Consider the following 15,472-nt stretch of genomic DNA (forward strand, 5'->3'; position numbering starts at 1 on the left):
TGATCTGGCACCGTTTTTATCGCTGTCGAGCAAAGGCTAAATCAGCCTGTCGCTGTTTCGTTCTTGTGAGGTATCAGGGGGCTTTGGCCCCGCCTCCTATCACCAAGGACGCAACGCATGAACGCCGAACTCTCGCTGCAACTCGCCCGCCGCTTTATCGAACTGCCCAAGGAGAAACGCCGGTTGTTCCTGGATGGGTTGCAGCAAGAGGGTGTCGATTTTTCCCTGCTGCCCATCCCCGCCGATGTCGCCAGCGCCGATCGCGATGGCTTGTCTTACGCGCAGCAGCGCATGTGGTTCCTCTGGCAGCTCGACCCGCTCAGCGCCGCCTACAACCTGCCGATGGCGGTGCGCTTGAAGGGCGCGCTGGATATCGCCGCGCTGCACGAAGCCTTCAACCGCCTGGTGGCCCGTCACGAAACCTTGCGTACCCTGTTCCACGAGGACGATGGGCAGGTCCGCCAGCAGGTGCTCGAAGCGCTCGCCGTGGGCATCCAGCGCCATGATCTCAGCGCCATGCAGCCTGACGAGAGGGAAGCGCAGGTCACGCGTATCGCCGAGGCCGAGGCCTGCGAACCTTTCGATCTGGTCCAGGGCCCGTTGCTGCGTGTCCAACTGCTGGCGCTGGCCGCCGAAGAGCACGTCCTGCTGCTGACCTTGCACCATATCGTCGCCGATGGCTGGTCGCTGAACGTGCTGATCGAGGAGTTCCTGCGCCTCTACGACGCGGCCTGCAGCGCCAGCGTTGCGGCCCTCGGCGCCTTGCCCGTGCAGTACCGCGACTATGCCCTGTGGCAGCGTAGCTGGTTGGAGGCTGGCGAGCAGGATCGGCAACTGGCGTACTGGCGGGCCCAGTTGGGTGACGAGCATACGCCCTTGGATCTGCCCCTCGATCGTCAGCGTCCGGCGCTGCCCAGCTACCGCGGCGCGCGTCTGCCGTGCCCGATCGATGGGGCACTCGCCGAGGGCCTGCGCGGGCTGGCCAAGGCCCAGGGCGTGACCCTGTTCATGGTCTTGCTGGCGTCCTTCAAAGTGCTGCTGCAGCGCTACAGCGGCCAGGATGTCATCCGTGTCGGCGTGCCCGTGGCCAACCGCAACCGTGGTGAAGTCGAGGGCCTGATCGGTTGCTTCATCAACACCCAGGTGCTGCACACCGAGATCGATCCACTCAGCGATGTGCACCAGCTGCTAGACCGCATCAAGGCCACCGCCCTGGGTGCGCAGGCCCATCAGGAGCTGCCCTTCGAACGTCTGGTCGAAGCGCTGGCGCTTGACCGCAGCGCTCATGCCCCGTTGTTCCAGGTGCTGTTCAACCACCAGGCGGCTGTCGCCGACGCCGGGCAGATCCGCACTCAGTCCGGCCTGACCCTCGAGAAGCTGGCCCAGGCCAGGCACAGCGCGCGTTTCGACCTGGCGCTGGACACCTACGAGAGCGCCGGCCAGTTGCACGCGGTGTTCAACTACGCGTTGGACCTGTTCGAGGGCGACACCATCGCTGCCATGAGCGAACAGTGGCTGCAAGTGCTGCGCGCCATGGTCGCTACGCCACACCGGCGCGTCGCGGAGCTGGCGTCGAGCCTGGGCGAAGTCATCGGCGACGCGCCGATCGTGCGCGAGGCGGTGAGTATCCACGCCTTGATCGAACGCGCGGCTGCGCGCCATCCGCAGCAACTGGCGGGCGTCAGTGCCGGCCGCACCCTCACTTACGCCACGCTGCAGGCGCGCTCTGACGCCCTGGCCCAGGTACTGCTGGACAACGGTGCGCAGCCTGACCAGCGCATCGGTGTGCTGGCTGATCGCTCCATCGACATGCTCGTGGCCATTGTCGCCGTGCTCAAGGCCGGCGCCGCCTACCTGCCGCTGGAGCCCGACCAGCCGGCGCAGCGCCTGGCCTTCATGCTCGCCGACAGCCAGGTGAGACTGGTGCTGGGGCGCGATATCGAGCTGCCCGGCGACGTCCGGCTGATTGCCTTCGACCTCGACTGGCCCGCAGCTACCCTGGCGCCTGTGGCGATGCACGCCGAGCAGCTTGCGTATGTGATCTACACCTCGGGCACCACCGGCATGCCCAAGGGCGTCGCGGTCAGCCACGGCGCTCTGCTCAACTATGTACTCGGTATCGGCGAGCGTCTGCCGCTGGAGGCGGTGCGCAGCCTGGCCATGGTCACCACGCCTGCCGCCGACCTGGGCCACACCCTGTTGTTCGGTGCGCTGTGCGGCGGCAAAACCCTGCACCTGCTCGACAAGCGCCAGGTGCTGGATGCCGATGCGTTCGCCACCTACATGCGCGAGCACGCCATCGACGCCTTGAAGATCGTGCCCGCGCATTTGCAGGCCATGCTGTCGGCGGGGGCGGCGGCGCTGCCTCGGCGTGTATTGATCCTCGGCGGCGAAGCCGTGGCGCCGGCGCTGTTGCAGCGTGTCACCGCATTGGCGCCGGTGCTGCGGGTGATCAATCACTATGGCCCGACGGAAACCACCGTCGGCGTGCTCACCCATGAGCTGGCCGGGGCGCCGCTGCTGGGTCGGGCACTGGCCAATATTCGTGTACAGGTGCTGTCCGATGGCGTGCAGCCGGTGCCCGCCGCGGCCAGGGGCGAGCTGTATATCAGCGGGGCAGGGCTGGCCCGTGGATACCTGGGCAAGCCAGGGCTGACGGCGCAGCGTTTCGTCCCCGATCCGGCCAGTGCCCACGGCGAACGGATGTATCGCAGCGGCGACTGGGTGCGCCGTCAGCGCGATGGCGCCCTGGCCTTTATCGGGCGCCGGGACGGCCAGATAAAAATCCGCGGCTACCGGGTCGAACTGGGCGAGATCGAAAGCCGCCTGGCTGAGCTGCCGGGCGTCGCCGCCGCTGTAGTCAAGCAGGTGGGCGAAGGTGAGCACCGGCAATTGGCAGCCTGGCTGGTGCCGACGATCTGGGCGCCGGAGCAGGCCGCACAGCTTGCCTTTATCGAGCGCGTGCGCGCTGGGCTCGAACCGCTGCTGGCGGACTATCTGCAGCCGCAGCATTGGCTGGCGCTGGAGCGCCTGCCCGTCACCGCCAACGGCAAACTGGACAGCAAGGCGCTGCCGCCGCCGGTCGCCGCGGTGGCGCGTTATTGCGCGCCCGAGACCGAGTTGCAGATGCAGGTGGCGGCGATCTGGGCGCAGGTACTGCAGGTCGAGCGCGTCGGGCTGGAGGATAATTTTTTCGCGCTGGGCGGGCATTCGTTGTTGGCGACTCAGGTGGTGTCGCGCATCAGGCATCAGTTGCAGCGGGAGGTGGCGTTGCGGGTGGTGTTCGATACGCGGGATCTGCGCGGCTTCAGCGCTGTCCTGCAAGGCGCCGAGCAGGCGACGCTGCCGGTAATTCCGCGGCTCGACCGCACCCAACCGTTGAGGCTGTCCCACGCACAGCATCGGCAGTGGCTGTTCTGGAAGCTCAATCCACAGAGCACGGCCTACAACACACCGCTGGCGGTCAAGCTGCAAGGCGCGCTCGACGTGCAGGCTTTGCAGAGCGCGTTGAATGCGTTGGTCGCCCGCCACGAGTCGCTGCGTACAGTGTTCGACGAACAGGACGGCCAGACCTGGCAGCGCGTATTGCCCGTAGCGGCCGTGCCTGTCGATCGTGTGGACCTGAGCGCGACGCCGGATGCCCTGCACGCACATCTCGAACGCGCTGCCAGCCACCGCTTCGATCTGGCTCAGGGGCCGCTGCTTCGCGTCACCTTGTTCAAGATCGCCGCCGAGGAGCACGTGCTGGCGGTGGTGCTGCACCACATCGTCTCTGATGGCTGGTCGATGAGCCTCATGGTCCGCGAGTTCGCTGCGGCCTATAACGCGCTGGTCGATGGCAGCTTGCTGGAGATGCCGCCGTTGCCGGTGCAATACGCGGATTACGCCGGTTGGCAGCATCAGTGCCTGGCCGAAGGACAGCTGCAAGCGCAATCGACCTACTGGCGCGAGAAGCTGGAGGCCGACTTCGATGTGCTTGAACTGCCCGCCGATCGCCCGCGGCCGTCGGTACAGAGCTATCAAGGTGGGCGTATCGACCTGCGCCTGCCTGCCGATCTGGCGCAGCGCTTGCGCCATCTGGCCGTCGCCGCCAATGCCACCCTGTTCCATGTGTTTCTGACAGCCTTCGCCCTGGTGCTGACGCGCTACAGCGGCAAGGAAAAGATCAACGTCGGCGTGCCCGTGACCAACCGCAATCGCCTTGAGCTCGAAGGTCTGATCGGCTTTTTCGTCAACACCCTGGTCGTGCGGGTGGCGGTCGACCCTGCGGCGACTTTCGCGCAGCTGCTGGAGACCGTCAGGGACACCACCCTGGAGGCACAAGCCAACAAGGACATGCCCTTCGACGTGTTGGTCGAGGCGTTGAAGCCCGAACGCGGATTGGGCCACAACCCGTTGTTCCAGGTCATGTACAACCACCTGCGTGACGTCGGCGATCAGGTATCGACCGGTAGCCTGCACGGGCTGAGGGTCGAGGAAATCGACCTGGCAGAGCACAGCGCCCAGTTCGATCTGTCACTGGATACGCTCGAACGCTCCGATGGCGTCATGGCATCGTTTGGCTACGCGTGCGATCTGTTCGATGCCGAGCGGATCCAGCGCCTGGCGGGGCATTGGTTCAACGTTTTGCAAGCGATTGGGCAGGCTCCGAATCTACGAGTGGTGGATGTGCCGATGCTGGGCGCTGAGGAGCACCAGCAGATGGTTGGCGACTGGAACCGCAGCGAGGTGAGGTATTCGGGCGAGCGTTGCATCCACCGCCTCATCGAGATCCAGGCCGAGCGGACACCGACTGCCATCGCGCTGGTATTTGGCGAGCACGAACTGACCTACCAGGCGCTAAACGACAAAGCCAACCAGCTCGCCCACAAGCTTCGTGAGCTGGGCGTCGGTGCCGATACCCGAGTCGGTGTGGCCGTGGAGCGCGGTCTGGAGCTGATCGTCGGCCTGCTGGCGATCCTCAAGGCCGGTGGCGCCTATGTACCGCTCGATCCTGAATACCCGCAGGACCGCCTGAGCTACATGATCGAAGACAGCGGCATCCCGTTGCTGCTGACGCAATCCCATCTGCTCACCCAACTGGCGATCCCGGCGGCCGTGCGCTGCCTGTTGCTGGAACGGGACGGCGACTGGCTGGACGGCTACAGCACCGCCAATCCGCGCAACCTCACCCACCCCGACAACCTCGCTTACGTGATGTACACCTCCGGCTCCACCGGACGCCCCAAGGGCGTGGCGATCTCCCATGACGCGCTGAGCAAGCACGCGCAGGTGTCGCTGGGCTTCTTCGGGCTGGGCAGCGAGGACTGCATCCTGCAGTTCGCCACCTTCAACTTCGACGGCTTCGTCGAGCAACTGTACCCGGCGCTGATTTGCGGCGCGCGGGTGGTGATCCGCGGCAAGGAACTATGGGACAGCGAGACCTTCTATCGCGAGCTGTTGACCCAGGACATCAGCGTGGTCGACCTGACCACCGCCTACTGGTTCATGTTGGCCAAGGACTTCGCCAACCACGGCCCGCGCAGCTACGGGCGCTTGCGCCAGGTGCATGCGGGCGGCGAGGCCATGGCACCGGAAGGCGTGGCGGCCTGGAAGCAAGCGGGGCTGGGCCATGTGCGTTTGCTCAACACCTACGGCCCGACCGAAGCCACGGTGACGGTCAGCACCCACGACTGTGCGGCCTATCTGTCGGGCGCCGAGGCGCTGCCGACCTTGATGCCGATCGGCACGGTGCTGCCGGGCCGCACGATTTATCTGCTCGATAACCAGGGCAATCTGACGGTCCAGGGCGCCATCGGCGAGTTGACCATCGGCGGTGACCTGCTGGCTCGGGGTTACTTCAACCGTCCGGCGTTGACCGCCGAGCGCTTTATCCCCGATCCATTCGACCGCAGCGAGCAGGGCGGGGGCCGCTTGTATCGCTCCGGCGACCTGACCCGACATTGCGCCGCCGGGGTGATCGAGTACGTGGGCCGTATCGACCATCAGGTGAAGATCCGCGGTTTTCGTATCGAGCTGGGCGAGATCGAGGCCAAGTTGCAGGAGCATGCTGGCGTTCGCGAGACCTTGGTTGTGGATATCGAAGGTGCAAGCGGCAAGCAACTGGTCGCCTATCTGGTGACCGCCGATCTTGAGCGGCAAGACGCGTTGCGCACCGAACTGCGCGAGCACCTCACATCCCACCTGCCTGACTACATGATCCCGGCGCATTGGATGTTCCTGGCCGCGATGCCGTTGACGCCCAACGGCAAGGTCGATCGCAAGGCATTGCCCAAACCCGATGCCACGCCGCTACAGCACCAGTACGTAGCCCCGCGCAGCGCGCTGGAGCAGCAAGTCGGCGCTATCTGGGCCGAGGTGTTGAAAATCGACCAGGTCGGCTTGAACGATCACTTCTTCGAGCTTGGCGGGCATTCGCTGCTGGCGACGCAATTGATCTCTCGGGTGCGTCAGCGCCTTGCGATTGAACTGCCGCTGCGCAGTCTGTTTGAAGCGCCGACATTGGCGGCATTTGTGCAGCTCGCCGAGCAGTCGGGCGGGGTGACGGGACCGGCATTCGAACGGGTGAGTCGCCAGGCGCCTGTGCCGCTTTCCTATGCTCAGCAGCGGCAGTGGTTCCTCTGGCAGCTGGAGCCGACCAGTGCGGCTTACCATATTCCCGCCGTACTGCGGCTGCAGGGCAGGTTGAACGTGAGCGCGTTGCAGCGCAGTTTCGATGCCTTGATCGCGCGGCATGAGCCGTTGCGCACGACGTTTCGCGAGGAAGAGGGGCAAGCGCTGCAAGTGATCCATGGGCAGTTGCCGTGCTGGCTGACGTTGGAGGACGTGAAGGCTTTCGACGAGCAGGCCCTGCAGGCGCGTATCGAGACCGATATCCGGCGTCCGTTCGACCTGGAGAAAGGTCCGCTGTTGCGTATTACGCTGCTGCAACGAAGCGAGGACGAGCACGTGCTGGTCCTGACGCAGCACCACATCGTGACCGATGCCTGGTCGATGCCGGTCATGGTCGACGAACTGCTGGCGTTTTATGCGGCTTTCAGCCGCGGGCACGAGATCGAGATGCCGCCGTTGCCGTTCCAGTATGCCGATCATGCGCGCTGGCAACGGCGCTGGATGGACGGTGGCGAGCGCCAGCGTCAGACCGATTACTGGCTGGCGCAGCTGGGCGGCGAACAGCCGGTACTGCAACTGCCTACCGATCGGCCGCGTCCGGCGGTTCGGCGTGACGCCGGGGCGCGTCATGGCGTAGTGGTGGATCAGGTGTTGCTGGCAAGTTTGAAACGCCTGGCGCAGCGGCACCAGGCGACCTTGTTCATGGTCCTGCTGGCGAGCCTGCAGAGCGTACTGCACCGCTACAGTGGTCAGGAGGACATTCGGGTCGGTGTCGCAGTCGCCAACCGCACGCGGCTGGAAACCGAGCGGCTCATCGGGTTCTTCGTCAATACCCAGGTGATGAAAGCCGAGTTCGACCCGAGCACCACCTTCGCCAGCCTGCTGGCCCAGGTGAAGCAGCATGCCTTGCAAGCCCAGGCCCATCAGGATCTGCCGTTCGAGCAGTTGGTCGAGTACTTGCAGCCCGAGCGCAGTCAGAGCCACAGCCCGTTGTTTCAAGTGATGTTCAACCATCAGGCGCAAGGCCCGGGCGCCATGCGCAGCGTGCCGGGGCTGACGCTGGAAGACTGGCCGCGAGAACAGCGTACCTCACAGTTCGATTTGACCTTGGATACCTGCGAAGACGATGCCCGGTTGCTGGCCTCCTGGACCTATGCCACGGACCTGTTCGATGCCGATACCATCGTGCGCCTGAGTGGGCACTGGCTCACGCTGCTGCAGAGCATCGTCGCGCAACCGCAGCAGAGAATCGGTGATCTACCGATGCTGGGCGCGGATGAGCGTCAGCGGATTCTGCGGGACTGGAACGCGCGGCCGTGCACCTATCTCGCCGACACCTGCCTGCATGCGGCCATCGAGCGGCAAGTGCGTAATGCCCCGCACGCGACTGCGCTGCTGTTCGGCGCCGAGCAGCTGAGTTATGCACAGCTCAATCGTCACGCCAACCGGTTGGCGCATCGGCTGCGTGAGCTTGGCGTGGCGCCCGACGTGCGTGTCGGGGTAGCCCTCGAGCGCGGCCTGGAAATGGTCGTATGCCTGCTGGCGATCCTCAAGGCAGGCGGCGCCTATGTGCCGCTGGATCCTGATTATCCGCAAGACCGTCTGGCTTATCAGCTCGAAGACAGTGGCATCCGCTTGTTGCTCACCCAGGCGTCGGTGCGAAGTCGCTTGCCTGCGCTGCATAGCTTGCAGGTATTGGAACTGGGCGCCGCGCAAGACTGGTTCAGCGCTCATAGCGAAACTGATCTGCACACGGGTGTGGCAGCGCAAAACCTGGCGTATGTCATCTACACCTCAGGCTCGACCGGCAAACCCAAAGGCACGCTGCTGTCGCACCACAACGTCATGCGCCTGTTTCAATCCACCCAGGCCTGGTTCAGCTTCGATGCCAGCGATGTGTGGTCGGTATTCCATTCCTACGCGTTCGACTTTTCCGTATGGGAACTGTTCGGTGCCTTGGTAAGCGGTGCCAAGGCGCTCATCGTGCCCAAGGACGTGGCGCGCGCGCCGGAGGACTTTCATGCCTTGTTGGCGAGCGCCAAGGTCACGGTGCTCAATCAGACCCCTTCAGCCTTCAGGCAGTTGATACCGGTCGCGACTGCCGCGCCCCAGGCCTTGGCCTTGCGCTACGTGATCTTCGGCGGCGAGGCGCTGGATGTAAAAAGCCTGGCACCGTGGTTCGAACGGTTCGGCGATCACCAGCCACGGCTGATCAACATGTACGGCATCACCGAGACCACGGTGCATGTCAGCTACCGCCCAATCACCCTCGCAGACCTGCAGGGCAACATCGTCAGCCCGCTGGGAGAGGTCATTGCCGATTTGTCCTGGTACCTGCTCAGTCCGGACCTCGACCCGGTCGGCCCTGGCTGTCACGGCGAGTTGCACGTGGGCCGGGCCGGTCTGGCGCGTGGCTATCACCACAGGCCTGGGCTGACGGCCGAACGATTCATTCCTGACCCCTTCGATAGCAGTGAAGCAGGGGGTGGGCGACTCTACCGCACGGGTGATCTGGCGCGCTATCGCAACGACCGGGCGATCGAGTACAGCGGCCGTATCGATCAGCAGGTCAAGGTTCGCGGGTTTCGTATCGAACTGGGCGAAATCGAAGCGTGCCTGCAAGCACACGCCGCGGTCGGTACTGCCGTCGTGCTCGCTCAGGAAGGGCCAGCGGGCACGCAATTGGTGGCCTATATCGTGCCGGTCGACGCCAAGGTCCTGCACAGCGCCGAGCGCCAGGCGGCGGTGCGTGAAACACTGCGCGCGACGCTCAAGCGCAACCTCCCGGACTACATGGTGCCGGCACATCTGCTGTTGCTTGGGGCGCTGCCTCTGACCGCCAACGGCAAGCTCGATCGCAAGGCCTTGCCGCCGGCTGAGGCCGGGCTGCCGGAGCAGGCTTATGTCGCGCCGCGCACGGCGTTCGAGCAACAGGTCGCCGCTATCTGGGCGCAGCTGTTGAAGCTCGAACGTGTCGGTCTCGCCGACAACTTCTTCGAGTCAGGTGGGCACTCGCTGCTGGCCACCCAGGTGGTCGGGCGGCTGAGGCCCCTGGCACCGCAGGTACGCCTGCGCGACCTGTTCGATCAGCCGCGCCTCGATGGTTTTTGCGCCTTGTTGGTCGAACGCGGCGGCGTACCGGAGCAGCCATCCCAGGCCTTGAACCCGCGAGGTGCCAAGACCACGGCGCCGTTGTCCCTGGCTCAGCGCCGGTTGTGGGTGATCGAGCAACTGACGCCGGGCACCGCGGCTTACAGCATGCCCATGGCGCTGCGCTTGCACGGCGAACTTTCGGTGCCGCTGCTGAGCGCCAGCCTGCAGGCGCTGGTGGCCCGCCATGAAGTGCTGCGCACCCAGTACGGCCAGGACGAGGAGGGCAATCCGCTGGCCTTGATCAGTGCGACCTTGACCATAGACCTGCCGCTCGAGGACCTGTCGGCGCTCGATGCCGGCACTCAGCAAGCGCGGGTCGACGCCTGGGTCCTGGACAACGAGCGTCAGCCGGTCGACCTCGAGCAGGCGCCGTTGCTGCGCATGCGTGTATTGCGCCTGGCACCCAAGACCCACGTGCTGCTGTGTTGCATGCACCACATCATTTCCGATGGCTGGTCCATGGCGGTGCTGGCCCGGGAGCTGGTCGAACTCTATGGGCGTCTGCGCGCGGGCGACGATCGGCCGCTGCCGGCCTTGCCCTTGCAGTATTCGGACTTCGCGCTCTGGCAGCACGAACTGGAGCGCACTGGCGTACTGGAACGCCAGACACGCTATTGGCGTGACGCGTTGCAAGGCTACAGCGGTTACTTGCCTTTACCGCTGCCTCAGCCACGGGCGCCGCAGCGCAGTCACGCGGGTGATTGCCTGTCGTTCGATCTGTCGGCAGCGCTCGCCGCGTCGCTCTCTCGGGTGGCGAGCGATGCCGGGGTGACCCTCTACAACCTCCTGCTCGCCGCGTTCCATGGCTTCCTGCATCGGCTGACGGGGAGCCAGGATGTGGTCGTGGGCATCGACTATGCCGGCCGCCAGCAACCCGAACTTGAAGGCCTGATCGGCTTCTTCGTCAACGTCTTGCCGGTGCGTTCGCGGGCGCGTGATGGCGTTCGCTTCGCGCAACTGCTGACGCAGGTCCGAGACGCCTTGCTCGAGGCCTTCGAGCATCAAGACCTGCCCTTCGACATGATCGTGGAGGCGGCCCAGGTACCGCGTCACCAGGGCGTCGGACCGCTGGTACAGGTGCTTTTCGTGATGAATAACGTACCGGGGGGTGTTGCCGGGATCGACGGGTTGCGGGTCGAGCCCCTGGCCAGCCAGGCCGACTATGCGAAGTTCGACATGGCGCTGTTCATAGAGCAGACCCCTGACCTGGCACTGCACGGCCAATGGCGCTACGCCTCGGCATTGTTCACCCGCACGGCTATGCAAAGGTTCGTGGATGGCTGGGTCGCGATCCTCGAACAGATCGTCAATGACCCGAACCTCACCCTGGAGGACATGAACATGCCTGTGGAAACCCAGCCTGTATCGGCGGCGCCCGTTGGCGCTGCGGTGCGCAAAGCCAACAAGCTCGACACTTTTCTGAAGAAAAAACCGCAGGCGCTCAAGGCGCCGTTGGCGGCGACTCGCGAATCACGGCTGGTCCCGACTCAGGATTTCCCTCTGTTGCTCGAACCCCTCGATCCCGCGCTGGACATCATTCAGTGGATCGAAGGCAATCGCGGCTATCTCGAGGACAAGCTCGCCCGGCATGGCGGCATTCTGTTCCGTGGCTTCGCCATTGCCGACAGCCAGGCGTTCGAGGCCTTCGCCGAGGCGATTCAGCCGGGTCTTTATGGCAACTACGGCGACTTGCCGAAAAAGGAGGGCGGCCAGAATACGTATCGATCCACCCCGTATCCTGAGCAAAAGATGATTCTTTTTCACAACGAAAGCGCCCATCAGGACAGCTGGCCGCGCAAGCAGTTGTTTTTCTGCGAGCTGCCTTCACCAGTGGGTGGGGCCACGCCAGTGGTGGACTGCCGGCAGATGTACGAGCGCCTGCCCCTGGCGTTGCGAGAGAAGTTCGAGCGCGAGGGGCTGCTCTATGTGCGCACCTTCACCGGCAAGCTGGATGTCACCTGGCAGCATTTCTTCAAGACCGATCAGCGCAGCGAGGTCGAGGCACGCTGCCGTGCTTCCGGTATTCAGTGGCGTTGGCTGGCGGACGACGCCCTGCAGATTCGCACACCCAGCCCGGCGATCATCACCCACCCGCAGACCGGTGCCCGGTCGTTCTTCAATCAGGTGCAGTTGCACCATATCCATTGCCTGGATGCCGACGTCCGTGAAGACCTGTTGGCCATGTTCGGACTCGAGGGCATGCCCCGTAACGTCTACTACGGCGACGGTTCACCGATAGAGGATGAGGTCATGCAACTGATCGGTGAGCTGTACGAGGCGTGCGCCGTGCGCTTCGACTGGCGCCAGGGCGATGTGATCTTGCTCGATAACATGCTGGTGGCTCACGCCCGCGACCCATTCGAGGGGCCACGCAAAATCGTCGTGGCCATGGGGGACATGTTCAAACGCTCGAGCCTGGCCCCGTTGTCCGCCGATCCTGTCGACGCGTGCCAGGAGATCGAAGCATGACTGATGCAATCATGGATGACGTACAGCTCAGCTTTGCCCTTTGCCCGGAACAACAAGCGCAATGGGAGGTGTTCGAGCAGGCGACGACCTGGGAGCAGGCCGCCCGGCAGGGCAGGGTGGAGATTGACGGCGAGTTGAATCTAGCGCGCCTGCGACAGGCCTGGCAGGCGCTGCCCTCGCGGCATCCGGCACTGGGTGCGCGGATCAAGCCAGTCGTGGGGTTCCATGGCGTGCGGTATTGCCCCGGCGTGCAGACACCTCCAGCGTTGGTGGTCGTTGAGGCCCACGAGCCGCACTCACAGCGCCTTGATGCGTGGCGCCAGCGCGAGTTTTGCGCGGCCAGCGGGTCTTGGGCCGAGGCGTTGCTGCTGCACCTGGGGGAGCGCCAGTGGCGCTTGGTGATAGGTGTGGCCTGTTGCCTGGTCGATGACGCGAGCCTGCCACTGCTGATGCAAGGTCTGATCGAGCTCTACGAGGCGGCCGATGCAGATGCCCCGGAGGACAACGCCAGCTTCGAACAGTACCTGGAATGGCGTGCCGAGACGGTTATCGATGAGGATGCAGCGGCCGGCGAGGGTTACTGGCGTGAGCATCTGCGCGGAGCACTTCGGCCCACAGGCTTGCCCTGGCGCCTGGGCAATGCGCGGGGCGGTACGGTCAGACGCCTGCGAATGGCGCTGACCAGTGATGTGCAGGTTGGTCTTCAGCGTCAGGGCAGGGCATGTGGCATCGCGCCTGAGATGCTGATGCAAGCGGCCTGGTGGGCGCTGCTGAGCCGTGTCATGGGGCAGACGAAGTTTCTGGGCGCATGGCGTCACGATGGTCGAGGCGATTATGAGTACTTCGAACAGTGCGCCGGGGTGCTGGAAAAGTCCTTGCCCCTGGCTATCGAGCTGAACCCCGAGCAATCCTTCAGTACTTGGGCCGCCAGCCTCAAGGCTACGCTGGAGCACCATGCCGACTGGCAGGAGTACTGGAGCGCGCGGCTGTCTGCCGAGACTTCGCCCTATGGGTTTGCCATCGTGCGCGAGCCTGAAGCGGTGCGCATGGGGTCGGCCAGCTGGAAACTGACGGACCTGCCATCGACTCAGCACCGATTCGAGTTGTTACTGCAGGTCCAGGGTGGCGCTTCGGCTGCCGGCCAGGTCTGGCTCGATTTTCTGCCCGACTGCTACCCGCAGCAGGGCATGGAGCGCCTTCTCGAGCAGTACCGTGCACTGCTCGATGACATCATCGGCGACGCCACCACCGCGCTCGAACACATGCATCTGGCCAGCGCTGCCGAGCAAGCGCTGGCCCTGGCCCTCAATCCGCCGCACGAAGACTCGCCGGTGCCTTCACTGGTGCAGCGCATCGAGCGTTGGTTCCAGGAAATACCCGATCATTGCGCGGTGGTCTGCGGCGCGCAGCGGTTGACCTATGCCCAGTTGGCTCAGCAAGTGAGCCGGCTGGCGGGTCGCCTGACAGAGCAGGGCGTGGCCACCGGTGACTACGTGGCGATCGCGTTGCCCCGCAGCGCCGACTGGCTAGTGGCCGCCTTGGCCATCTGGCGCGTGGGCGCCGCCTATGTGCCGCTCGATCCGCAGTGGCCCGTAGCCCGGCAATTGACGGTGGCGCAGCAGGCGGGCGTGGCAGTCGTGGTCGGCCGGACCGAGGTGGGAGCGCTGTTCCAGGCCGAGGAATTGCTCATCATCGACCCGGCTACCCCAATCGACGCCTTGAACGAACCGCTTCAACCCCTGCCAGCTTTGGACGCAGACCAAGCCGCCTATGTGCTGTTCACGTCGGGCTCCACCGGCGCTCCGAAGGGGGTGGTCGTCGAGCATCGTCAATTGGCGGGTTACCTGGCCGGCGTCAGCGAAACCCTGGACCTGCAGCAGTGTGCGCATTTCGCCTGCACCTCTAGCGTCGCGGCGGATCTGGGCCACACCACCTTGTTCGGTTCCCTGTACAACGGTGCCTGTCTGCATATAGCCGATGATGAAACGGTACGCGCGCCGCAGCGATTTGCCGCCTACCTGGCCGGCGCCCCGATCGATTGTCTGAAAATCGTCCCGTCGCATCTTGCCGCGCTGCTGGATGTTGAACATCCCACCTTGCCAGGGACGGTGATCCTGGGGGGCGAGCCGCCAGCGCCGAGCCTGATCGAGCGTATTCTGACGATTCGCCCGGATTGCCGGTTGTTCAATCATTACGGACCGACCGAGGCCACCGTCGGGGTCATGGTGCAGGCTTTGAGCTTGGCACATGTTGGCCTGGCACCTATCGCGCTGGGCCGTGTGCTGCCCGGCAATCAGGTGTATGTGCTGGATTCGTACAGGCGTCTGGTGCCTGCCGGGGTGCAGGGCGAACTGTTTATCGGCGGGCGCCAGCTCAGCCGTGGCTATCTGGATTCGACGCTGCAAGCGCAGGCCTTCATCGCCAGCCCGTTTCACTCAGGGGAGCGGCTGTATCGCACGGGTGACCTGGCGAGTTATCGCCTGGACGGCAGCGTGGTGCTGCAAGGACGCAAGGACCAACAGGTCAAGGTCAATGGCTATCGCATCGAACTGGGCGAGATAGAAGCCGAGCTGCTGAGTCAGCAAGGCGTCAAGGAAGCGGGGGTCGTCAACGCCGGCACACGCGAGGCAGCGCAACCTGTGGCCTTTGTCGTATTGGCTGCGGCGTGGCCTGGGGCGCCCGAGGCGTTGCGCGAGGCCTTGAGTCGGCGTCTGCCTGCCGCAGCCCTGCCGCGCCGCATTGAAGTCCTCGAGGGTTTGCCGCGCCTGGCCAATGGCAAGGTCGATCGGGGGGCACTTACGCAGTGTGCACTGCTGGAACGAGAGGAGCATCAGGCGGCGCCCCGCAATGCCCTGGAAACGCTGTTGATGAAGCGTATGGCGATGTTGCTGGGCCGCGAAACCCTGAGTATTCACCAGGACTTCTTCGCCGCCGGCGGTCATTCGCTGCTGGTGATAAAACTGGCGGCGGGCTTGCGCAAGCTGCTGCGGCGCGACGTCAGCCCGGCAGTGATTTTCGACTCTCCCAGCGTGGCCACTCTCGCCCAGGCGTTGCGTGACCTGCCCGATGTCGATGAGCAACAGCTCGAAGCGACGGCGCGCGTCACCCTGCAACTCGAAGGGCTCTCACCTGCGCAGCGTGCGGCCCTGGAAGAACAGGCCAGGCAACGGCGTAACCAGGGCGAGTGAGGGGCCGTAACCGGATAGCTCGCTATCCGGCGCTAAAAACCAGCTGTCAC

Annotated in this window: 2 protein-coding genes; both read left to right on the top strand. The window is 64.7% G+C overall.

The genetic code is table 11. From position 1 onward, the window contains the following. The first annotated feature begins 117 nt into the window (after positions 1 to 117). Positions 118 to 12,234: an amino acid adenylation domain-containing protein gene (locus AC3WJP_RS11110; RefSeq protein WP_493721314.1), complete on the top strand. Its 12,117-nt coding sequence runs from the start codon at positions 118 to 120 to the stop codon at positions 12,232 to 12,234. Then, the gene (locus AC3WJP_RS11115; protein ID WP_493721315.1) at positions 12,231 to 15,422 is read left to right on the top strand and encodes a non-ribosomal peptide synthetase; all 3,192 of its coding nucleotides are present in this window, start codon (positions 12,231 to 12,233) and stop codon (positions 15,420 to 15,422) included. Before AC3WJP_RS11110 ends, AC3WJP_RS11115 begins: the two co-directional genes overlap by 4 nt. The last annotated feature ends 50 nt before the right edge of the window (positions 15,423 to 15,472 follow it).

Source organism: Pseudomonas sp. GW821-FHT01A09, assembly GCF_058986725.1.

Bases quoted from the DNA above. Each gene is read 5' to 3' on its own strand.
- AC3WJP_RS11110 (WP_493721314.1), top strand. From the start codon at position 118: ATGAACGCCGAACTCTCGCTGCAACTCGCCCGCCGCTTTATCGAACTG.
- AC3WJP_RS11115 (WP_493721315.1), top strand. From the start codon at position 12,231: ATGACTGATGCAATCATGGATGACGTACAGCTCAGCTTTGCCCTTTGC.